This window comes from Ralstonia insidiosa, assembly GCF_008801405.1.
Lineage (GTDB): Bacteria > Pseudomonadota > Gammaproteobacteria > Burkholderiales > Burkholderiaceae > Ralstonia > Ralstonia insidiosa.
In genome coordinates, this window is record NZ_VZPV01000001.1 from 757,433 (window position 1) to 779,038 (window position 21,606).

Consider the following 21,606-nt stretch of genomic DNA (forward strand, 5'->3'; position numbering starts at 1 on the left):
CTCAATCGCGGTTGCGGATTTGCCCTTGCTCGACCGTGGCGGCACCGGCCTTGACCAGCGCGCCGATGGCGGCATCCAGCAGGTCCGTCATCGACTGGTTTGCAAAGAAGCGCGCCTGCAGGCGTGTCATCAGCGTGGTCTGCGTGAACCACGCGAACAACGCTTCGTGCGAGAGCGCCTGCTGCTCCAGCAGCTTGAACTTCACCAGCACGCGAATGGCATGCAGCGCATTGCGTTCTGGGTCCGCACGCAGATACGCGAGCCGCCCGAGCGATGCGTCGATGGCGGCGCCAACTTCAGTGAACGGCCGGCCATGTCCCGGAATCACCACGCGCACATCGAGCTGCGCGATGCGCTCCAGAATGGCCTGCTGTTCTGCAAAGCCGCTCTCGCCCTCCAGCTCGGGAAAGATGATGCCGAAACCGCGCTCCCACAGTGCATCGGCTGAGAGCAGCACGCGCGACTCCGGGCTGTAGAGAATGACGGCGTTGGGATCATGCCCCGGCGCGCTGATGACCTGCCAGTCGAAGCCGCCCAGGTGCACGGTCATGCCGTCGGCCAGGCCCGCATCGGCATCGCTGTCGGGCAGCGTGAAGCGGGCGCATTCCTGGCCGGTGGGGCCGTAGCTGAGGGCGTCGGTGTCCCAGCGGCGCACATCGTCGACCTGCGCAGCGGGCACGCGGGTGTGGCAGCTGTACAGTGCCTGCAGCGCCGCGTTGCCGCCGCAGTGGTCGGAGTGCAGGTGCGTGTTCAGCAGACGGCGTAGTGGCTTGCCTTGCAGCGCGTGCTGCACCAGCGCCACCGTTTGCGGTGCGTGCGTGAGGTAGCCGGAGTCGACCAGCGCGCAGCCGCCGTGCTCGCCGTCACCAACCTCGTCATCGAAGAAGAGGATGTTGTTGGACGACAGCCAGCCGCGCTCGAACACGCGCATCGAATTGGGGAGGGTGATGATGTCGTGTTCGGCCATGTTGGTGTGGGGTCAGGCGCGGGGGGTGTCGTTGAGCCAGGCGCAGGCGCGTTCGGGCAGCGTCTGCCAGACGGCGAGGCGCGCCGCGTCGCTCATGGTCGACCAGGCGGCAATCTCGTCGATCGTGCGCATGCAACCGAGGCATAGGCCACGCGCGTCATCCATCTTGCACACGCTGATGCACGGCGACGTGACCGGCTGTGCGCGCTCGGCTTGCGCGCGGCTATTGCGCAGCTTGCCCAGCGAGAGCTTCAGTTGTGCGCGGGTGCAACTGTCCATCGATGTTCGATCAATCACGCTGGGCAATGTCGGCCACAGGCGCGCCGGTCATCGCTTCCAGCTCGGCGGGCGTGAGGTTGAACACCGCGTGCGGATGGCCGGCGGCGGCCCACACGCTGGCGTACTGGAAGAGGTCTTGATCGAGCAGCATGACCGGTTTGACCGCATGGCCGACCGGGCACACGCCGCCAATCGCATAACCCGTCTTCTCGCGCACGAACTTGGCGTCGGCCTTGGCGAGTGCACCCACGTGCGCGGAAACCTTTGCCTCGTCGACCCGATTGGTGCCGCTGGCAATCACCAGCACCGGCACGTCGTCTTTGGCGCGGCGGAAGATGATCGACTTGGCGATCTCCGCCACCGAGCAGCCCAGGCCGGCAGCGGCTTCAGCAGAGGTCTTGCCGGTGGCCGGCAGCATCACGATGGCTTTTTCATAGCCGAGCGTGCGCAGGTGGTCCGCCACGCGCTGGGCGGATTCGGGCAGGGGGGCGTTCGTGTCGGGTGCGGTCATCGTCGTTGTTCTTTGTGAAGGTTCAGATGCAGGCCTGGGCGATCTGGTCTTGCAGCTTGAGCAGCAGTGCGCGGCCTGCGCGTGAAGCGGTAGGGCGACCAATGGCTTGGGAAATGAAATCACCCGCCAGCACCACCTTGTCCAGGTCGATGCCGGTGCGGATGCCGAGGCCGTGCAGCAGGTACAGCACATCTTCGGTCGCCACGTTGCCGGTCGCGCCCTTGGCGTACGGGCAGCCGCCCAGCCCCGCCACCGACGCGTGGAAGATGTGGATGCCGACTTCCAGGCTGGCGAGGATGTTGGCCAGCGCTTGGCCATACGTGTCGTGGAAGTGGCCGGAGAGGCGGTCGATCGGGAACGTTGCCGCAGCGGCTTCCATCACCGTCTTCACGCGCCCGGCGGTGCCCACGCCAATGGTGTCGGCAATGTCGATCTCATCGCAGCCGAGGTCCGCCATGCGCTTGATCACATCGACGACCGACGACACCGGCACCTCACCCTGATACGGGCAGCCCAGCGAGCACGAGATCGACCCGCGCACGCGAATGCCCGCATCCTTGGCAGCCTTGGCCACCGGCACGAAGCGTTCGATCGATTCCGCAATCGAGCAGTTGATGTTCTTCTGCGCAAAAGCCTCGCTGGCCGCGCTGAAGATCACGATCTCATCCGCGCCCGCCGCCGCAGCGCCTTCAAAGCCTTTCATATTCGGCGTGAGCACCGAATACAGCGTGCCCGGCCGGCGCTGGATGCGCGCCATCACGTCGGCGCCGTCGGCCATCGCCGGCACCCACTTGGGCGACACGAACGACGCGGCTTCCACGTTGACGAAACCGGCGTCGGACAGCCGGTTCACCAGCTCGACCTTGGTGTCGGTCGAGACCGGCGCCTTCTCGTTTTGCAGGCCGTCGCGCGGGCCGACTTCGACCACCTTCACAAATTGCGGGTAGCTCATCTCAATAACCTCGTTGCAGATCGACGATGCCGACGATCGGTTCGCCAGCTTCCAGCGCGCGAATCTTCCGCGCGATCTGGGCAATGCTCACTTCGCGCAGCGTCAGCGCCGAAATATGCGGCGTGATGTGGATGCGCGGTTCAGTCCAGAACGGGTGATCGACGGGCAGCGGCTCCTTGCGGAACACGTCGAGCGCGGCGCCGGCAATGTGCCCGCTGCGAACGGCGGCCAGCAGGTCGTCTTCCACGACATGCTTGCCGCGTGCCACGTTGACGAGGAACGCGCCCGGCGCAAGTTGCGCGAGCAGCTTGGCGTCGATCACGTTCTCGGTGTCGGCGGTGAGCGGCAGTACGTTCACCAGCACGCGCGTTCCGGAGAGGAAGCCGGGCAGCGCATCGGCCCCGGCGCGGCAATCGATGCCGTCGATGGCTTTGGTCGAACGGCTCCACCCGCGGACCGGAAAGCCGAAGCCCGCCAGCGTCTTGGCAATGTGTGTGCCGAGCACGCCCAGCCCCAGCACGCCGACGACAAACTCGTCGCGGTTGAACGGCTTGAGGAAGCGCCACATCTTGGCTTGCTGCTGACGCTCGTACTCGTCGAGCCGGCGGAAGAAGCGCAGCACCGCGTGCGTGACGTATTCGCCCATCTGCGCGGCCATGCCGGCGTCGTCCAGGCGCACGATCGGCAGCCCTTCGGGAATGGCATCGGGCGACTGCGCACGCAGGCCGAGGATGGCATCGACACCCGCGCCCAGGTTGAACACCGCGCGCAAATCCGTGCGCCCGCGCAGCATGTCGGCAGGCGGCTGCCAGACTACGGCGTAATCAGCGTCCTGCGCCGCACCGTGCTCCCACACCGACAGCCGCGCTTCAGGCAGCGCCTGCGCAAAACCATCGAGCCAGGGTTGGGGCTTGCCGTCGGGCGTGTAGATCTGGATGTGCATGTGGGGCGACTTCGAGTGCGGGATGGATGCTGGTTGACGTATACGTCAAGCAGTGTAGCAGGGGCCGCCGAGGCGCGTGGCGGCTGGTTTTAGTGCTGTCCGGGCCACAGGTGCGCAAAGTCGAAGGACAGTTGTCGGTGGTGCCGGATCGACAGCAGATAGATCGTTTCACCGAGATGGGCGTACAAGACGAGGTACTCCTGAAGGACGTACTCGCGCAGTTCGCCGTCGGCAACGCGTGCCAGTTGACGTTTCAGTTGGCCCTGCTTTGTAAGCGCCTCGACCGATGTCGCCGTCCTCGATAGCAGCGGTGGCCCCATCGTCGGAAATTGCTCCAGATTGGGAACAACGGTCTCCGTCAATTCATCGAGCAGGCGGTCGTAGCCTTCGGGAAATTCGCGTTCGATCCAGAACGCTTCGATGGCTTCGAGGTTGTGTTCGAAGTTCTCCGTCAACTTGACGGATAAGCGTGGTTTGCGCGCCATCCGTCAGCTATGCCTTGCTGCCACGCCGGCGCTTCAACGCGCCGAGTGCTTGTCGGGCATCCTTGACGCGCCCGGCCTCCACATCAGCCAACCCCTTAGCGGCATCGTCCAGCAGCAGCAGATGAATCCGTGCGCGTTCAAGCTGGTGGTAGTAGTCGAGCCGTTGCGCGTCGATCAGGGCTATATAGCTCTCGCCGTTTTTGGTGACGATCTTCTCTGCGCCAGCTTTAACCTGCTCGGCCAACTCTGACAGGTTGGCGCGCGCTTGGGATAGCGGAATCACGTCGCGTGCTGAAAAAGCCATAGCAGCCTCCTCACGAAATCAGTACATAATTCTGTACATAATACACGCGTTGAAGAGTGGACCGCCCAAGCGCGCGGCGGCCCACTTTGGCGTCACTCCGCCGGCTTAAACGCCAGCAGTTGCACGCCTTCCGTCACCTGATCCCCCACGCCATACAGTACGGACTCGACTACGCCGTCCGCCGGGGCGGTGAGCGTGTGCTCCATCTTCATGGCTTCCATGACGACCAGCGGTGCGCCCTTGGTGACGGTCTGCCCCGGCGTGGCGAGCACGGCGATGACCTTGCCCGGCATCGGCGCGGTCAGCTTGCCGCCTTCGTCGTCGGTCTCGCCGGCGTGGGCGAGCGGGTCGTGCCGCTCCAGCGTCCAGTGCGCGCCGCCGGTGAAGACGTGGAAGGCATCGCCATCCACATGCACCTGGCCGGTGGCCTTGTGCGAGCCGAGCGCGACGGTGAAGGTTTCGCCGTGGCGTTGCGTGGTGAAGGGGGCTTCATCACCGTTGGTCTTCAGGCGCGAGCCGTCGCGGCCATAGATGAGCGTGGCGTCGACGGCTTGTTCGCCGTGCGTGAAACGCAGTGCGCGTTCGGCCGCACCGTTCAGGCGCCAGCCGCTGCCGCGCGCCCACGGCGAATGCGGATCGCGCGTGTCTGTGCGCAGGCTGCGCGCCTCGCGCGCCAGCAACGCGGCCACGGCCAGGGCGATGGCGTCTTGCGGCACGTCCAGCGCAGCGGGGAACAGCGTGTCGTGGTTGCGCGCGATCAGGCCCGTATCCAGATCCGCTGTCGCAAACGGCTTCGATGCCACCAGGCGGCGCAGGAACGCTACGTTGGATGACAGCCCGACTAGATGGAACTCGCCCAGCGCCTGCAGCATGCGTGCGAGCGCTTCTTCACGGTCGCGGCCCCAGACGATCAGCTTCGCGATCATCGGGTCGTAGTAGGGGCTGATGGCATCACCTTCGCGCACACCGGCGTCGATACGCACGGCGGCGGGTTCGCCATTGGCCTGCGCGCCGACGGTGAACTCCACCGCTGCCGGCGTGCGCAGCACCTTCAGCGTGCCGATGGAGGGCAGGAAATCGCGGTCGGGGTTTTCGGCGTAGATGCGCGCTTCGAGCGCATGGCCGTGGATGTGCAGTTCATCTTGCGAGCGCGGCAGCGGCTCGCCGGAGGCCACGCGCAATTGCCATTCGACGAGGTCTTCGCCCGTGATCATTTCGGTGACGGGGTGCTCGACCTGCAGGCGCGTGTTCATCTCCATGAAGTAGAACGTGCCGTCTTCATCGACGATGAACTCGACGGTGCCGGCGCCCACGTAGCCGACGGCGCGCGCGGCGGCCACGGCGGCTTCGCCCATGGCGCGGCGGCGGTCCAGCGTCATGCCGGGGGCGGGGGCTTCTTCCAACACCTTCTGGTGGCGGCGCTGCACGGAGCAGTCGCGCTCGAACAGGTAGACGGCATCGCCAAAGCCATCGGCGAAGACCTGGATTTCAATGTGGCGCGGGCGCGTGAGGTACTTCTCGATCAGCACGCGGTCATCGCCGAAGCTGCTGGAGGCTTCGCGCTTGACGGAGGCCAATGACGCTTCAAACGCATCGCCCGATTCCACCACGCGCATGCCCTTGCCGCCGCCGCCAGCGCTGGCCTTGATGAGCACGGGGTAGCCGATGCGGTCGGCTTGCGTGCGCAGGAAGGCGGCGTCCTGGTTGTCGCCGTGGTAGCCGGGGACGAGGGGTACGCCGGCTTTTTCCATCAGTGCTTTCGCGGCGCTTTTGCTGCCCATCGCTTCGATGGCCGAGGCCGGTGGGCCGACGAAGATGATGCCGGCATCTGCGCAGGCCTTGGCGAAGGCTTCGTTTTCTGAGAGGAAGCCGTAGCCGGGGTGGACGGCCTGGGCGCCGGTGGCGAGCGCGGCTTCGAGGATGCGGTCGGCGCGCAGGTAGCTGTCGCGGGCGGCGGGTTCACCGATGTGGATGGCTTCGTCGCAGGCCGCGACGTGGCGGGCGTTGGCGTCGGCATCCGAGTAGACGGCGACCGTGCGGATGCCCAGCTTGCGGCAGGTGGCAGCGACTCGGCAGGCGATTTCGCCTCGGTTGGCGATGAGGAGTTTGGTGATCATTTGGTGTTTGTCTCCGGTGTTCTCTGCATCTTCTGCACTTGTGGTGCATCCCTTTTTTGGCTTCCGCCAAGGAAGGGCCTTGTAGTCCATCCCTTGTTTCATCCCCTGCCGGGGCTGACTCACTTTTCTTTGTCTTGCCAAAGAAAAGTAAGCAAAAGAAAGGCGCGCCCGAGATGGCGACCCCCTCCTTGAATTTGTGTAACCGGGCGGAGACGGGGAAAACTCGCTTCGCTCAGACAGTTCCCCGTCTTATTTCCGCCCGCTTACACAAATTCAAGGCGCCATCTAGGGCAGGAACGTCAACGGCCAAACCGTTGGTGTGCATGCGCTGTCAGGCTCTCGTTTGTTGCTGTGTGCTGCTTTGCTTCGCTCGCGATCTTCGACTGCTTTTGCAGGTTCAGCTTCGCGTCTTGCTGCGTATCTACTACTGCGTTTGTGCTCCGATGGTGTGGCCGTTGGAGCCCTTGATGGCGCCTTGAATTTCTGTTGCAGAGAGGAAAAAGGAAGGGGAACTGTTTGAGCGAAGCGAGTTTTCCCCTTCCCCTCTCTGCGACATAAATTCAAGGGGAAGTCGCCATCTCGGGCGCGCCTTTCTTTTGCTTACTTTTCTTTGGCAAGACAAAGAAAAGTGAGTCAGCCCCGGCAGGGGATGAAACAAGGGATGGACCACAAACAAAAAACCATCCCCCATCCAACACATCAGTCCGCCGGCGTAATGTCGATATGGCAATGCGACGAATGCGAGTGCCCAGCATCAGCGCTATGGTGCATGTGATCCTGCACCTCCACCCGCATCCCCAGTCGCGCCAGCAGCTTGCGATCTGCATCCGCCTCCGGGTTATCCGTCGTCAGCAGCTTCTCACCATAGAAAATCGAGTTAGCCCCCGCCATAAAGCACAGCGCCTGCAACGCATCATCCATCGCCTCGCGGCCAGCGGAGAGCCGCACCATCGCCTTGGGCATCGTGATCCGCGCCACCGCAATCGTGCGCACAAAATCAAACGGATCCAACTCCTCATTACCCGCCAGCGGCGTGCCTTCCACCTTCACCAGATTGTTGATGGGCACCGAATCCGGATACGGCTCCATGTTCGCCAGCTCGGCGATCAGGCCCGCACGCTCGTGCACCGATTCCCCCAGGCCAACGATGCCGCCGCAGCACACGTTGATGCCCGCATCACGCACATGCTCCAGCGTGTCGAGCCGATCCTGATACGTACGCGTGGTGATGATCTCGCCGTAGAACTCCGGCGCGGTATCGAGGTTGTGGTTGTAGTAATCCAGCCCCGCGTCTTTCAGCTGCGCAGCCTGCTCCTGCTTGAGCATGCCCAGCGTCACGCAGGTCTCCAGCCCCATCGCCTTCACACCACGCACCATGTCGGCCACGGCGTCGAGTTGATGCGGCTTCGGGTTGCGCCACGCAGCGCCCATACAGAAGCGGCTCGCACCGTTCTGCTTGGCGCGCGATGCGGCTTCCAGCACTTCATCAATCGGCATCAGCTTTTCAGCCTCCACGCCGGTGTCATAGCGCGCCGATTGCGGGCAGTACGAGCAATCCTCCGGGCAGCCGCCGGTCTTGATCGACAGTAGCGTCGAGAGCTGCACCGCATTCGCATCAAAGTTGGCGCGGTGCACCTGCTGCGCCTGGAACAGCAGGTCATTGAACGGCAGCGCGAACAGCGCTTCGATGGCTTCGCGGCTCCAGCGTGCGTCGGGGGCCTGGCCGGGCGTGACGGGCACCTTGGCGGCGTTCGGAACGAAGTTGAGCGGAGTAGGTTGCATGAGGACTTCCTTCAAGTAATGCGTGGTTTCTAGTTATGCGGGTCAGGCCGGCAGCAGCCAGTTCGGCTTGCGCTTGCCCAGGAAACTTTGCACGCCTTCGCGGCCTTCTTCCGAGGCGCGGATGGCGGCGATGCGGTCTGCGGTGTCGGCCAGCAGCGCGTCGTTGACGGCGGCGCCGGACACCTCGCGCACGAGGCGCTTGCTCTCCCGCACGGCGTTCGGGCTGTTGGCGACGAGCGCGGCAGTGATGTCGCCCACCTTGGCGTCGAGCGTGTCGGCGCTCACGAGTTCATGCACGAGGCCCAGGCGATGCGCCTCGGCAGCAGAGAAGCGCTCGGCGGTGATGAAGTAGCGGCGCGAGGCCTGCTCGCCCAGCGCGCGGATCACGTACGGGCTGATGGTGGCCGGAATCAACCCGAGCTTGGCTTCCGACAGGCAGAAGTTGGCGGTATCGACAGCGACCACGATGTCGCACGCGGCGACCAGTCCAACGCCACCGGCATACGTGTCGCCTTGCACACGCGCGATGACGGGCTTCGGGCAGGTATAGATGGCGCGCAGCATTTCGGCCAGGCGCAGGGCGTCGGCGCGGTTCTCGTCATCCGAGTAGCCGGCCATCTTCTTCATCCAGTTCAGGTCGGCACCGGCGCAGAAGGCGGGGCCGTTGCCGGCCAGGACGATGGCGCGCACGCTGGGCTCCTGCGCCAGCGCACGGAACGCGCCCGTCAGCTCGGCGATGACGGTCTCGTTGAAAGCGTTGCGCACATCCGGCCGGTTGAGCGTGAGCGTAGCAACGGCGCCGTGCTGCGCGAAGGCGAGCGTTTCAAAGGCGTTCATTGGGGGTCCTTGTTGGCGCCGCTTTGCGTGCTGGCGGCGTTGTCAGGTGCAGCGGCGGTCTGAACCGGGCCGGCAGGCAGACCCAGTTCGCGCAGGAAAGCGTCGACCTCGGGTAGCCAGATGGACAGGCCTGCGCGGCTGGCGAACATGCCGTGCGAGTCGCCCTGGAAGTTGCCGTAGTCAACCATGCGTCCCTTGCCGCCCGCTTCCGTGTAGGCGGCGAACAGTCGGTCGGGCAGCGGCTTGGGCCAGTAGCTGTCGTTGTCGCCGTAGAACCACAGCGAGGGGTAGTGTGACTGCTTGCCGTAGTTGCCGAAGGCGCGCACGAGATTGATTTCCCAGGCGACGCAGCTGTCGTTGCGTAGGCCGCCTGCGAAGTTGACCAGACCGCGCACGCCCGGGTAGTCGATGGTGCCGAAGGCCATCGTAGTGAGGCCGCCGTGTGATTGGCCCATGATGACGATGCGATCACGATCGACGTACGGTTGCTTGGTCATGTAATCGAGCGTGGCGACCACATCTTCGGCCTGCACGGTGCCGTTGCTCTCCACATTGCAGCCGCCACCGATGTAGGCGCCGCCTGACTTCGAGAAGCCCTGGCGCATTGGCAGGACGACCACGTAGCCGCGCGCGACCAGCGGTGCGACTTGCGCGCTGTAACGTGCGCGGCTCTGGAAAGCTGGATTGCCCAGCGCCTTGCCGTGGTTGAGCACGATCAGCGGAAACGGCCCGTTGCCGGCCGGCTTGAAGATCGTCGTCTCGAGCTTGACGGTGAAGATGCCCACAGATTTGGGTATCTCGATGACCTCCTCGGTCATGCTGTGGGCGGGCTTGTCTTGGGCATGCGCAGCCGCGAGCAGCAGCGCGCAGCCAACGGCTGCCCAGGCGCTGCGCCACGTTCGTGCGGTCTTGCTGTTCACTGCAGATTCCTTGTTCGATGGCCGTCCGCTTACATGCGGAACACGCCGAAGTTCATATCGCCAATCGGTGCGTTCAGGCTGGCCGACAGGCCGAGGCCCAGCACGCTGCGCGTATCGGCCGGGTCGATCACGCCGTCATCCCACAGGCGCGCGCTGGCGTAATACGGGTGGCCTTGGCGCTCGTACTGGTCGCGGATCGGCGCCTTGAACGCGGCTTCTTCATCGGCGCTCCACTGGCCGCCCTTGGCTTCAATGCCGTCGCGGCGCACGGTGGCGAGCACGCTCGCTGCTTGTTCACCGCCCATCACCGAGATGCGCGCGTTGGGCCACATCCACAGGAAGCGCGGCGAATACGCCCGCCCGCACATGCCGTAGTTGCCCGCACCAAACGAGCCGCCAATGATGACCGTGAACTTGGGCACCTGTGCCGTCGCCACTGCCGTCACCATCTTCGCGCCGTTCTTGGCGATGCCTTCGTTCTCGTACTTGCGGCCCACCATGAAGCCGGTGATGTTCTGCAGGAACACCAGCGGGATCTTGCGCTGGCAGCACAGCTCGATGAAGTGCGCGCCCTTGAGGGCAGCCTCTGAAAACAGAATGCCGTTGTTGGCGATGATGCCGACCGGGTAACCCCAGATGCGCGCAAAACCACAGACCAGCGTGGTGCCGTAGCGCGCCTTGAATTCATCGAAGGCGGAGTCGTCGACGATGCGGGCGATAACTTCGCGCACGTCGAACGGCTTGCGCGTGTCGGTGGGGATCACGCCATAGAGTTCTTCGGCGGGAAAGCGCGGCTCAACCGGCGGGTGGATCTGCACCTGCTCCGGCTTGCGGCGGTTCAGGTGCGCGACGATGCTGCGGGCCTGGGCCAGCGCGTGCGAATCATTGTTGGCGAAGTAGTCCGCCACGCCCGACAGGCGCGTGTGCACATCGGCACCGCCCAGGTCTTCCGCGCTCACGACTTCACCCGTGGCCGCCTTCACCAGCGGCGGGCCGGCCAGGAAAATCGTGCCCTGTTCCTTCACGATGATCGACTCGTCGCTCATGGCGGGCACATACGCACCGCCCGCCGTGCACGAGCCCATCACCACTGCGATCTGCGGGATGCCTTTGGACGACAGGTTCGCCTGGTTGTAGAAGATGCGGCCGAAGTGGTCGCGGTCGGGGAAGACGTCGTCCTGGTTCGGCAGGTTGGCGCCGCCCGAGTCGACCAGGTAGACGCAGGGCAGGTGGTTCTGCTCGGCAATCTCCTGCGCGCGCAGGTGCTTCTTCACGGTCATGGGGTAATACGTGCCGCCCTTGACCGTGGCGTCGTTGCAGACGATCACGCATTCCTGCCCCGAGATGCGGCCGATGCCGGTGATGATGCCGGCGCCCGGCGCCGCGTCGTCGTACATGCCATACGCCGCCAGCTGCGAGAACTCCAAAAACGGCGTGCCCGGGTCGAGCAGTTGCTGCACGCGGTCGCGCGGCAGCAGCTTGCCGCGGGCGAGGTGCTTGGCGCGGGCGTCGTCACCGCCGCCCTGGGCGATGCGGGCCACCTTGTCGCGCAAGTCGGCGACGAGGGTGCGCATGGCATCGGCGTTGGCCTTGAAGTCTTCGGCACGGGGGTTCAGCTTGGTGTCTAGCGTCGGCATGGCAGCAGTGCAGGAAGTGTGCGGTGCGGTTCAGTCAGGGAAGGTGCCGTCGACATAGAGCCAACGGCCTTCGGCGGATTCAGCGCCGCTGGCGTCCAGGCGGACGAAGCGGCTGGTTTCATGCAGGCGATGCGCGCGGCCGCCCACCTTGTAGCGCGCGACGAATTCCACCGTTGCGTGCGTGGCGTCTTGCGGTACGTGGCGTTTCACGTCCAGGCCAAGCCAGCGTGTGGCGGCGGCATCTGCCTCGCTCGTTTCCAGATTGGCGGGGCAGGTGGACGGATGCCACGTGCGGCGCAGATACGCCGTGTCGCCCAGCACATAGGCGCTGTAGCGCGAGCGCATCAATTGCTCTGCCGTGGCCGGCACCGCTTCGCCCGCATGGAACGGGCAGCAGCAGCGCGCGTACGCAACGCCACCGCAGGGGCAGGCGTCGGTCGGGTGGATCGGCTTGGCTTGGGCGCTCATCAGGCCAGCAGCTCCGGCAGGTGGCGCATATCGGTGAAGGTTTGCGTAGCCCCCGCGGCAAGCAGCGGGCCGGGCGCGTTGCGGCCGGCGTAGGCCAGCACGGTCATGCCCGCAGCGTGGCCGGCCGTGACGCCCGTGGGGCTGTCTTCAATCACCAGGCAACGCGACGGCGAGACCCCAAGGCTGCGGGCGGCTAGCAGGTACACATCCGGCGCGGGCTTGCTGCGCGCCACCTCGGTGGCCGAGAAGATGCGCACATCGGTCGGTTGGAAGTGCTCGATCAAGCCGGTGCGGTTCAGTTGCAGTTCCACCTTCACGCGATCGGCACCGGAGGCCACGGCCATCGGCAGGCCCAGCTTGGAGAGCATATCGATGGCGTGCGCAATGTGCGGCACGGCTTCCACTTCGGCTTCGAGCAGCGCATTGCGGCGCGCGTGGAAGGTGGACAGCCAGTTCGGTGGCAGCGGCGCGCCGCGCATTTCGGCAATCGCATCCAGCTCTTCGCGGATGGCCTTGCCCAGGAAACGCTGGATGGAGTCTTCCTGGCTGATCTCGATGCCGAGTTCATTCAGCATCTGCCAGATCAGGCGGTTGACGAGCGGTTCGCTGTCTACCAGCACGCCGTCGCAATCGAAGAGGATCGCGTCAAAGCGGGGATGGCGGGGGGCGGATTGAGAGACTGCAGTCATGCTTAGGTTTGTTGGGGTTCGTCAGCGGCGGTCTGTGCATCGACCGCCCTTGTGGATGTGGTCTTCATATGCGCCCGTCGCGCAACAGCGCTTCGATCTGGTCAAAGCGGTCGAAGCCCCAGAAGGCTTCGCCATCGACGATCACGTACGGTGAGCCGAACACGCCGCGCGACATCGCCAGATCGATCTCGGCCTTGAGCTGGTCCTTGATCTGCTGCGTGCTGGCGCCCGCATTGAGTGCGGCGCCGTCGATGCCCATGGCGTCGGCAATCTTCATCACCTCTGCGGGCTCGCCAATGTTGATGTCATCGACAAACAGGGCGCGGTACAGGGCGCGTGCGAAGTCGATGGCGCGATCGCCGCCGTGGTGGTCGTGCACCCACAGCGTGGCGCGCGCGGCGTATTGCGTGGGCAGCGGGAAGTGCGTCGGCTTGCGGTACTCGATGCCGTTGAAGCGCGCGGTGCGCTCGAAGTCGCGCCACGCGTAGTCGCCCTTGAGCGGCACTTGCGGCAGCGGGGAGCCGCCGGTGGTCTTGAACACGACCCCCAGCAGGATCGGGTGCCACGCCGTTGCGCGGTTGTAGCGCTGGGCGAGCTCCTCCACGCGCGTGCTGGCGAAGTAGCCGTACGGCGATGAGAAGTCGAAGTAGAAATCGATGGCCCCGTTCATGATGTGCTCCCCTTGTTGTGCTGCGGCTTCCCCAAAAAGGCCTACGCGAGTGCGCGGGCGATCAAGATTTTTTGAATATCGCTGGTGCCTTCGTAGATCTGGCACACGCGCACGTCGCGGTAGATGCGCTCCACCGGGAAGTCGCTCACGTAGCCGTAGCCGCCGAAGACCTGGATGGCGTCGGAGCACACGCGCTCGGCCATCTCGCTGGCGTTGAGCTTGGCCATGGCCGCCTCTTTCAGACACGGCAGCCCTGCGTCTTTCAGGCTGGCGGCGTGCCAGACCATCTGCCGCGCTACATCCACGCGCGTGGCCATCTCCGCCAGGCGAAACTGCACCGCCTGATGCGCAAACAGCGGCTGGCCGAAGCTCTCGCGCTCCTTGGCATACGCCAGTGCTGCCTCAAAGGCTGCGCGTGCCATGCCCACGCTCTGCGCGGCAATACCGATGCGCCCGCCTTCGAGCCCGGACAGCGCCATTTTGTAGCCCGCGCCTTCTTCGCCCAGCAGGCAATCGGCGGGGATGCGGCAATCTTCAAACACGATCTGCGCCGTGTCCGACGAATGCTGGCCGAGCTTGTCCTCCAGCCGTGCAACAACGTAGCCCGGCGTCTTGGTCGGCACCAGGAACGCGCTGATGCCGCGCTTGCCTGCGGCCTTGTCCGTCACGGCCATGACGATCGCCACGTCGGCATGCTTGCCGCTGGTGATGAACTGCTTCACGCCGTTGAGCACCCAGTGGTCGCCGTCCCGCACGGCGGTGGTGCGCAGGGCCGAGGCATCAGAGCCGACATGCGGCTCGGTCAGGCAGAACGCGCCGAGCATCTCGCCGCGTGCCAGCGGCACGAGCCACTGCTGCTTCTGGGCGTCGTTCGCAAACGCCATCAGCATGCTGCACACGGGGCAGTTATTGACGCTGATGACGGTGGAGGTGCCGCCATCGCCGGCGGCAATCTCTTCCAGGATCAGCGCGAGCGACAGGTAGTCGAGCCCTGCGCCGCCGAGTTCTTCCGGCACGGCCACGCCATACGCGCCCAGCTCGCCGAGCTGGCGGTGCACGTCTTTCGGGAACGTCGCATCGCGGTCCCACGCGGCCGCGTGCGGTGTGATCGCCTCACGCACGAAGGTGCGGATGGCGTCGCGGATCATGTCTTGTTCAGGCGTCAGCAGCATGGTGCTCTACCAAGTTTTGGCAAGTGCAACGACTGCGCCGATTGCGTTGCGTGCCTGCGGGCTGTTGCGCCAGCACGTTGAGCCAGTGAGGGCTGCGCCGCCCCGCACGATCTCGTCCACGCTGGCGTCGCGCAGTTGCTCGAGTTGGCTGAAGCCCATCTGCTCGAGCCGCGCGATCACGGTTGGCCCGACGCCCTTGAGTGCGAGCATGGCCGTGCGCTGGTCGGTTGGGAAGCTCACCATTCGATTGTGCTCCCGTCGTAGTTGCGGAACCCGCCGTTGTCAGCGCGCGTGGCATTGGCAATCACGCGGCGAATGCCGGCCACGCTCTCTTGCGGCGTGATGGCCGCGCCGGCGCCGCCCATGTCGCTCTGCACCCAGCCGGGGTGGAGGGTCAGGCACGTCGCCTTTTGCGCATCGAACGACAGCGCATGCAGCGCGGCATTCACCGCCGCCTTGCTGGTGCGATACAGCCAGCCTGCGCTGCTGCCCATATCGCCAATGCTGCCCATGCGGCTGGAGATGACAGCCAGCACACCGCCCGCTTCGTTCGCACCATTGCGGCCAGCTTCCACCATCGGCAGCACGGCAGGCAGCACGCTCATCGGCGCCCACACGTTCGTGTGCATCACGGCATCAAAGTCAGCCTGGCTGACCGGCGTGGCGTTTTGCGTGCGCGGGCCGTAGATGCCCGCCACGTAGATCGCCACGTCCAGCGCTTCACCGTCGAGCTTCCACGCAAGGCCGGCGATGGCGTTGGCGTCGGTCAGGTCCAGCACATGCGTTTCGGCACCCAGGGCCTGCAGGTCTTGCGCGGCTTCTTGCGTGCGCACGGTGGCGATCACGCGCCAGCCGTCGGCTCGGTACTGCTTGACGGTTTCCAGGCCAATGCCGCGCGACGCACCCAGGATGAGTGCGGTGCGCGTGCGGCGGGACGTTGCATTTGTCATCGTGCGGGCTTTTTCCTTTCGATCAGTAGAGTTCGATGCCGACAGCGGTGGCTTCACCGCCGCCAATGCACAGGCTCGCTACGCCACGCTTGCCCCCACGGTGTTGCAACGCACCCAGCAGCGTGGCCATCACGCGCGCACCCGATGCGCCGATCGGATGGCCCAGCGCACACGCGCCGCCGTTCACGTTCACCTTCTCGTGCGGGATGTGCAGGTCGTGCATGGCCGCCATCGGCACCACGGCAAACGCCTCATTGATCTCGAACAGGTCGACATTGTTGCTGTTCCAGTCGAGCTTCTTGAACAGCTTGTCGATGGCTGCGACCGGTGCGGTGGTGAACCAGCCCGGTGCCTGCGCATGGGTGGTGTGGCCAAGCATCACCGCCAGCGGCGTAATGCCGAGTTGCTTGGCGGTGGACTCGCGCATCATCACCAGCGCCGCGGCACCATCGTTGATCGACGAAGACGATGCCGCCGTCACCGTGCCGTCTTTCTTGAAGGCGGGCTTGAGCGAGGGGATCTTGTCGACCTTGATGCGGCGCGGGCCTTCATCGGTGTCGATGACGGTGTCACCGGCCTTGCTGGACACGGTGACGGGCGTGATCTCCCAGCGGAACGCGCCGGATTCGGTGGCCTCCTGTGCACGGCGCACGGAGGTCATTGCAAAGTGGTCTTGCGCCTCGCGCGTGAAGCCGTACTTCTCGGCGCAGTCTTCGCCGAAGGTGCCCATGGCGCGGCCTTTGTCATACGCGTCTTCCAGGCCGTCCAGCATCATGTGGTCGTAGATCATGCCGTGGCCGATGCGGTAGCCGCCACGGCCTTTCGGGATCAGGTACGGGGCGTTGGTCATGCTTTCCATGCCGCCGGCCACGACCACGTCCAACGAGCCGGCGAGCAATGCGTCATACGCGTTCATTGCTGCGCGCATGCCCGAGCCGCACATCTTGTTGACCGTGGTGCAGCCGACCGACAGCGGCAGGCCTGCGCCGAGTGCTGCCTGGCGGGCCGGTGCTTGACCTTGGCCTGCGGGCAGGACGCAGCCCATGATGACTTCTTCGATCTGCTCGGGCTTCAGGCCGGCGCGTTCGACTGCCGCGCGGATGGCGGCGGCGCCGAGTTGCGGGGCAGTGAGGCTGGCGAGTTCGCCCTGGAAGGCGCCCATCGGGGTGCGGGCTGCTGAGACGATGACGATGCGGTCGGACATTTCTGCAATCTCCTGGGTCTGTGCTTGCAACATGTTTCTGCACTTGTGGTGCAGGGTTATGTGTCTCTTGCTTTGGGTGGGCCTTGTTGGTCCATCTCCGTTTCATCCCCTGCCGGGGCTGAGTCACTTTCTTTGTCTTGCCAAAGAAAGTAACCAAAGAAAGGCGCGCCCGAGATGGCGACCCCCTCCTTGAATTTGTGTAACCGGGCGGAGATGGGGAAAACTCGCTTCGCTCAGACAGTTCCCCATCTTTTTTCCGCCCGCTTACACAAATTCAAGGCGCCATCTAGGGCAGGAACGTCAACGGCCAAACCGTTGGTGTGCGTGCGCTGTCAGGCTCTTGATTGTTGCTGTGTTGCTGTGTTGCCGTTTGCTTCGCGCTTTGCCGCGCATTCGTTACTGCGTTTGTTTTGCGTCTTGCCGCGTACCCACTACAGCGTTGGCGCTCCGACGGTGTGGCCGTTGATGCCCTAGATGGCGCCTTGAATTTCTGTTGCAGGGAGGAAAAGGAAGGGAAACTGTTTGAGCGCAGCGAGTTTTTCCCTTCCCCTCCCTGCGACATAAATTCAAGGGATGGGTCGCCATCTTGGGCGCGCCTTTCTTTGCTTACTTTCTTTGGCAAGACAAAGAAAGTGAGTCAGCCCCGGCAGGGGATGAAACAGGGGATGGACCACCAACAAAAGACCACCCCCAACAACAAAATCAGTACCCCGTAGGAGTCGGCGCACTCCCATCCTTCCCATAGTTCAGCCACGCATCCGAAAGCTGCGCATGCAATTCCTCATTGGAATTCACCGCCATGCCCAGATTGCGCAACATCCCGTCCTTCACGCCATAGATCCATCCATGCACGGTCAGCTGCTGCCCACGATCCCACGCGTCCTGCACGACCGTCGTCAGGCACACGTTGTTGACCTGGTGGATCACGTTCAACTCGCACAGGCGGTCGTGTCGCGACTGGTCATTGACCACCGTGCCGAGGTACGTCTCATGCTGTTCCGCCACATCCCGCACATGACGAATCCAGTTGTCTGCCAGCCCGAACCGCTGCTTGGTCAGCGCAGCCTTCACGCCCGAGCAGCCGTAGTGGCCCACCACGGTGATGTGCCGAATCTTCAGCACTTCCACCGCAAACTGCAGCACTGACAGGCAGTTCAGATCCGAGTGCACCACCACGTTGGCGATGTTGCGATGGACAAACACCTCACCCGGCGGCAGGCCGATGATCTGGTTGGCGGGTACGCGCGAATCCGAGCAACCGATCCACAGGTATTCGGGGTTCTGCTGGTTCGCAAGCGCGGAGAAGAATTCCGGGTCTTCGGCGTTGACGCGCTCGACCCACTTCCGGTTGTTCTCAAAAAGTTCTTTGATGCGATGAGGCATGGTTTCCCGTCGTGTTGAGAGAGTTAGGCGGCGGCGCGCTGCAGCGTTGTTGTGACCTGTTCGGTAGGGTGTTCGGCTGCTGTCCCCTGTGCGCCGGTGCCGTATCGGTTGACGAAGCGTTCGCTTGCGTCATACGCGTAGAAATCGTGAATGTGTCCGGACAGGAGGCGGTCCTTGTAGGACTGCCACATGGCCGGATCGAAAAAGTCTGCGTGGTGCTTGAGGAAGGCCTCACGCACGCGTGGATCGCCCAGCAGGAACGTGCCGTACGTTTCCGGAAAGATGTCGTGCGGGCCAACGCTGTACCAGACCTCGCCCGACATCTCCTCTTCCTCGGTGCGCGCTTGCGGCACCTTGCGGACGTTGCAGTCGGTCAGGTATTCGATCTCGTCGTAGTCGTAGAAGACCACGCGGCCGTGGCGCGTCACGCCAAAGTTCTTGTAGAGCATGTCGCCCGGGAAGATGTTCGCGGCGATGAGTTCCTTGATGGCGTTGCCGTATTCGATGATGCCGTGCTCGACCTGCGCATCGGTGCCTTCGTGCAGCCAGATGTTCAGCGGCGTCATGCGGCGCTCGATGTAGAGGTGGCGGATGACGATTTCTTCGCTGCCGTCTTCGCCGCGCTGGTACTCGACCATCGAGGGGGCGTGCTTCTCCAGCTCCTTGATGAGCGCCTCATCAAAGCGCGACAGTGGGAAGGCCACGTCGGAGTACTCCAGCGTATCGGCCATGCGGCCCACGCGGTCGTGGCGCTTCACCAGCTGGTACTTGCTCTTGATCAGCTCGCGCGTGGTTTCCTTCGGCGGCGGGAAGTAGTCCTTGATGACCTTGAAGACGTACGGGTACGACGGCAGCGTGAACACCAGCATTACCAGTCCCTTGATGCCGGGCGCGATGATGAACTTGTCCGACGAGTGCTGCTGGTGGTGCAAAAAGTCCCGATAGAACAGGTTCTTGCCCTGCTTCTGCAGACCGAGTGAGGTGTAGATCTCGGCGCGCGGCTTGCGCGGCATCAGGTCACGCAGGAAGGTCACGTAGGCGGACGGAATTTCCATGTCCACCATGAAGTACGAGTGCGTGAACGAGAACAGGATCATCAACTGTTCCGGACGCAGCAGCACGGTGTCCAGGCGCAACTGGCCGTCGGCATTGCGCATGATCGGCACGGCCAGCGGGTAGGACTTGTCGCCGTTGATCACGCGCCCAATGATGTAGGCCGACGTGTTGCGGAAGAACAGCGACGACAGCACGTGCACCTGGAAATTCGGCGAGATACGGAAATCGCCAAACTGCTCTTCCACTGCGCGCACCAGGTAGCCGACATCACGTTCCAGGTCCTCAAATGGCGCATTGAGCTGGAAGTTGTGCACGATGCGCTCGAAGCAGGTGCCCAGGCCGTCGCGCGAGCCGGGGTAGTAGGCGCGGTACGTCGGCTTGGTGGGCGACTCTTCGTTCTCGATGTATTCCGTCGAGATGGCCGGCCGCACAAAGATGAAATCGTTGTTGAAGTACGAGCGGTGCAGGATGCGCGTGCACACCGAGTTGAAGAAGGTCTCGGCCAGTTCCGGCTGGTGATGGTTGGTCAGCAAGCCGATGTAGTGCAGCTTGATCTGGCGCCAGATCTCGTCGTCGATGTTCTCGGCGTCGTATTCGTCTTCCAGGATGACCGATGCTTCGCGCACGCGTTCGTCGTAGTAGGCGATCCGGTCGCGTTGCAATTGCTGCATGGCCGGCCAGTCCCCCTGCTCGAACGCCACCTTGGCCTGGATGCAGACTTCGCGGAACAAGCGGTAGTGCTTGTCGAACCCGTCGAGCATCGTGCGGGCGACGTCGAAGGCAATCTGCGAGGACAGGAGCTTGGGGAAATGGGACATGGCGTGCGCGCGGGGGGAGGGCGGAAAAGCGATCAGAGAAGCAGCCAACCACGAAGACCTAGATTGTATGGCCTCTGCTGCCGTGTTCACGCCCTGAAACCGTTCCGCCTCCTTATCCGTTTGGCCGATGGCTCCGTGCCACCCGCCTGTCCGCGACGACTGCTAGGCGCCCGCCTTACATCGTTTCTGCGTACAGCTCGCGCCCGATCAGCATGCGGCGGATTTCCGACGTGCCGGCACCAATCTCGTACAGCTTGGCATCACGCCACAGGCGGCCGACCGGGAATTCGTTGATGTAGCCATTGCCGCCCAGGATCTGGATGGCTTCGCCGGCCATCCAGGTGGCCTTTTCGGCGGTATAGAGGATCACACCGGCGCAATCCTTGCGCACCTGGCGGACATGGTCGCGGCCCAGCGAATCGAGGTTCTTGCCGACCGTGTACAGGTACGCGCGGCACGCCTGCAGCGTGGTGTACATGTCGGCCATCTTGCCCTGGATGAGCTGGAATTCGCCAATGCTCTGGCCGAACTGCTTGCGGTCGTGGATGTACGGTGTAACCACGTCCATGCAAGCCTGCATGATGCCGATCGGGCCGCCGGAGAGCACAGCGCGCTCGTAGTCGAGGCCGCTCATCAGCACCTTGGTGCCGCCGTTTTCCTGGCCGAGGATGTTCTCCACCGGCACTTCCACGTTGTCGAACACCAGCTCACCGGTGTGCGAGCCGCGCATGCCGAGCTTGTCCAGCTTCTGCGCCACCGAGAAGCCCTTCATGCCCTTTTCGACCAGGAACGCGGTCATGCCGCGTGCGCCCAGTTCGGGCTCAGTCTTGGCGTAGACGACCAGAACGTCGCAGTCGGGGCCGTTGGTGATCCACATCTTGGTGCCGTTGAGCACGTAGCGGTCACCCTTGAGTTCGGCGCGCAGCTTCATGCTGACGACATCCGACCCGGCATTCGGCTCGCTCATGGCGAGGGCGCCCACCCATTCACCCGACACCAGCTTGGGCAAGTACTTGGCCTTCTGGGCTGCCGTGCCGTTGCGGTGGATCTGGTTGACGCACAGGTTCGAGTGCGCGCCATACGACAGGCCAACCGACGCCGAGGCGCGGCTGATTTCTTCCATGGCGATCATGTGCGCCAGGTAGCCCATGTTGGCGCCACCGTACTCCTCGGCCACCGTGATGCCGAGCACACCCAACTCACCCATCTTGCGCCACGCGTCCATCGGGAACTGGTCGGTGCGGTCGATCTCTCCTGCACGCGGTGCCAGTTCGCCCTGCGCCCAGTCGCGCACGGCCGAACGCAGCATCTCGATGTCTTCGCCCAAGTCGAATTTCAAGCCGGGCAGGTCAATCATGGTGGGTCTCCTTGGGCGCGGTGTTGGCCGCGAGTGTCTCTAGGTATGTGTTTGGCGTTGTGAGGTGCACGTCGCTTGTGGCGGGCACACCCGTGCCGGGAGGAT

22 protein-coding genes are annotated in these 21,606 nt (G+C 64.1%); all 22 read right to left on the bottom strand.

All coding sequences use genetic code 11. The annotated features are described in order from the left end of the window. Position 1: 1 nt before the first annotated feature. Entirely contained in the window at positions 2-967 is a 966-nt protein-coding gene (locus F7R11_RS03645; protein WP_064801281.1) for an MBL fold metallo-hydrolase, read from the bottom strand. 12 nt (positions 968-979) lie between these two features. Next, entirely contained in the window at positions 980-1,246 is a 267-nt protein-coding gene (locus F7R11_RS03650) for a DUF1289 domain-containing protein (RefSeq protein ID WP_021196217.1), read from the bottom strand. Between the two features lie 10 nt (positions 1,247-1,256). Then, positions 1,257-1,757, bottom strand: coding sequence for a YbaK/EbsC family protein (locus F7R11_RS03655; RefSeq protein WP_064801284.1), 501 nt, complete (start codon positions 1,755-1,757; stop codon positions 1,257-1,259). Between the two features lie 22 nt (positions 1,758-1,779). Continuing rightward, positions 1,780-2,709, bottom strand: a complete 930-nt coding sequence (locus tag F7R11_RS03660) for a hydroxymethylglutaryl-CoA lyase (RefSeq protein WP_064801286.1) — start codon at positions 2,707-2,709, stop codon at positions 1,780-1,782. A gap of 1 nt (position 2,710) precedes the next feature. Further along, positions 2,711-3,652 carry a 2-hydroxyacid dehydrogenase gene (locus tag F7R11_RS03665; RefSeq protein WP_064801288.1) on the bottom strand — a complete coding sequence of 314 codons (942 nt, stop codon included), beginning with the start codon at positions 3,650-3,652 and terminating at the stop codon, positions 2,711-2,713. Between the two features lie 89 nt (positions 3,653-3,741). Beyond that, positions 3,742-4,137 carry a type II toxin-antitoxin system RelE/ParE family toxin gene (locus F7R11_RS03670; protein WP_064801290.1) on the bottom strand — a complete coding sequence of 132 codons (396 nt, stop codon included), beginning with the start codon at positions 4,135-4,137 and terminating at the stop codon, positions 3,742-3,744. A 7-nt stretch (positions 4,138-4,144) separates the two neighbouring features. Beyond that, on the bottom strand, positions 4,145-4,441 hold the full coding sequence (locus tag F7R11_RS03675; RefSeq protein ID WP_064801293.1) for a type II toxin-antitoxin system Phd/YefM family antitoxin: 297 nt from the start codon (positions 4,439-4,441) through the stop codon (positions 4,145-4,147). Between the two features lie 92 nt (positions 4,442-4,533). Then, complete coding sequence (locus F7R11_RS03680) at positions 4,534-6,558, bottom strand: acetyl/propionyl/methylcrotonyl-CoA carboxylase subunit alpha (protein WP_064801296.1); 2,025 nt, start codon at positions 6,556-6,558, stop codon at positions 4,534-4,536. 699 nt (positions 6,559-7,257) lie between these two features. Beyond that, positions 7,258-8,340, bottom strand: a complete 1,083-nt coding sequence (gene bioB, locus F7R11_RS03695) for a biotin synthase BioB (RefSeq protein ID WP_064801298.1) — start codon at positions 8,338-8,340, stop codon at positions 7,258-7,260. A 42-nt stretch (positions 8,341-8,382) separates the two neighbouring features. After that, a complete protein-coding gene (locus F7R11_RS03700; protein WP_064801300.1) occupies positions 8,383-9,177 on the bottom strand; it encodes an enoyl-CoA hydratase/isomerase family protein in 795 nt (264 codons plus the stop codon). Then, positions 9,174-10,097, bottom strand: a complete 924-nt coding sequence (locus F7R11_RS03705) for a dienelactone hydrolase family protein (protein WP_064801302.1) — start codon at positions 10,095-10,097, stop codon at positions 9,174-9,176. Before F7R11_RS03705 ends, F7R11_RS03700 begins: the two co-directional genes overlap by 4 nt. A 29-nt stretch (positions 10,098-10,126) precedes the next feature. Then, positions 10,127-11,734 carry a carboxyl transferase domain-containing protein gene (locus tag F7R11_RS03710; protein WP_064801304.1) on the bottom strand — a complete coding sequence of 536 codons (1,608 nt, stop codon included), beginning with the start codon at positions 11,732-11,734 and terminating at the stop codon, positions 10,127-10,129. A gap of 30 nt (positions 11,735-11,764) precedes the next feature. Continuing rightward, on the bottom strand, positions 11,765-12,202 hold the full coding sequence (locus tag F7R11_RS03715) for a YchJ family protein (RefSeq protein WP_064801306.1): 438 nt from the start codon (positions 12,200-12,202) through the stop codon (positions 11,765-11,767). Then, the gene (locus F7R11_RS03720) at positions 12,202-12,891 is read right to left on the bottom strand and encodes an HAD family hydrolase (protein WP_064801308.1); all 690 of its coding nucleotides are present in this window, start codon (positions 12,889-12,891) and stop codon (positions 12,202-12,204) included. The genes F7R11_RS03715 and F7R11_RS03720 overlap by 1 nt, the downstream gene beginning before the upstream one ends. A 64-nt stretch (positions 12,892-12,955) precedes the next feature. Beyond that, positions 12,956-13,561 carry a 2-hydroxychromene-2-carboxylate isomerase gene (locus F7R11_RS03725; protein ID WP_021196230.1) on the bottom strand — a complete coding sequence of 202 codons (606 nt, stop codon included), beginning with the start codon at positions 13,559-13,561 and terminating at the stop codon, positions 12,956-12,958. A gap of 41 nt (positions 13,562-13,602) precedes the next feature. Then, on the bottom strand, positions 13,603-14,733 hold the full coding sequence (locus F7R11_RS03730; protein WP_021196231.1) for an acyl-CoA dehydrogenase family protein: 1,131 nt from the start codon (positions 14,731-14,733) through the stop codon (positions 13,603-13,605). A 6-nt stretch (positions 14,734-14,739) separates the two neighbouring features. Then, entirely contained in the window at positions 14,740-14,976 is a 237-nt protein-coding gene (locus F7R11_RS03735; RefSeq protein WP_021196232.1) for a hypothetical protein, read from the bottom strand. Continuing rightward, the gene (locus F7R11_RS03740; protein ID WP_064801310.1) at positions 14,970-15,683 is read right to left on the bottom strand and encodes an SDR family oxidoreductase; all 714 of its coding nucleotides are present in this window, start codon (positions 15,681-15,683) and stop codon (positions 14,970-14,972) included. Before F7R11_RS03740 ends, F7R11_RS03735 begins: the two co-directional genes overlap by 7 nt. A 22-nt stretch (positions 15,684-15,705) precedes the next feature. Then, positions 15,706-16,887, bottom strand: a complete 1,182-nt coding sequence (locus F7R11_RS03745) for an acetyl-CoA C-acetyltransferase (protein ID WP_064806123.1) — start codon at positions 16,885-16,887, stop codon at positions 15,706-15,708. A 702-nt stretch (positions 16,888-17,589) separates the two neighbouring features. Next, a complete protein-coding gene (gene can / locus F7R11_RS03755) occupies positions 17,590-18,270 on the bottom strand; it encodes a carbonate dehydratase (RefSeq protein WP_021196235.1) in 681 nt (226 codons plus the stop codon). A 23-nt stretch (positions 18,271-18,293) separates the two neighbouring features. Further along, positions 18,294-20,144, bottom strand: coding sequence for a bifunctional isocitrate dehydrogenase kinase/phosphatase (gene aceK, locus F7R11_RS03760; RefSeq protein ID WP_064801312.1), 1,851 nt, complete (start codon positions 20,142-20,144; stop codon positions 18,294-18,296). Positions 20,145-20,319: 175 nt separating this feature from the next. After that, entirely contained in the window at positions 20,320-21,501 is a 1,182-nt protein-coding gene (locus F7R11_RS03765; protein WP_064801314.1) for an isovaleryl-CoA dehydrogenase, read from the bottom strand. Between the last annotated feature and the right edge of the window lie 105 nt (positions 21,502-21,606).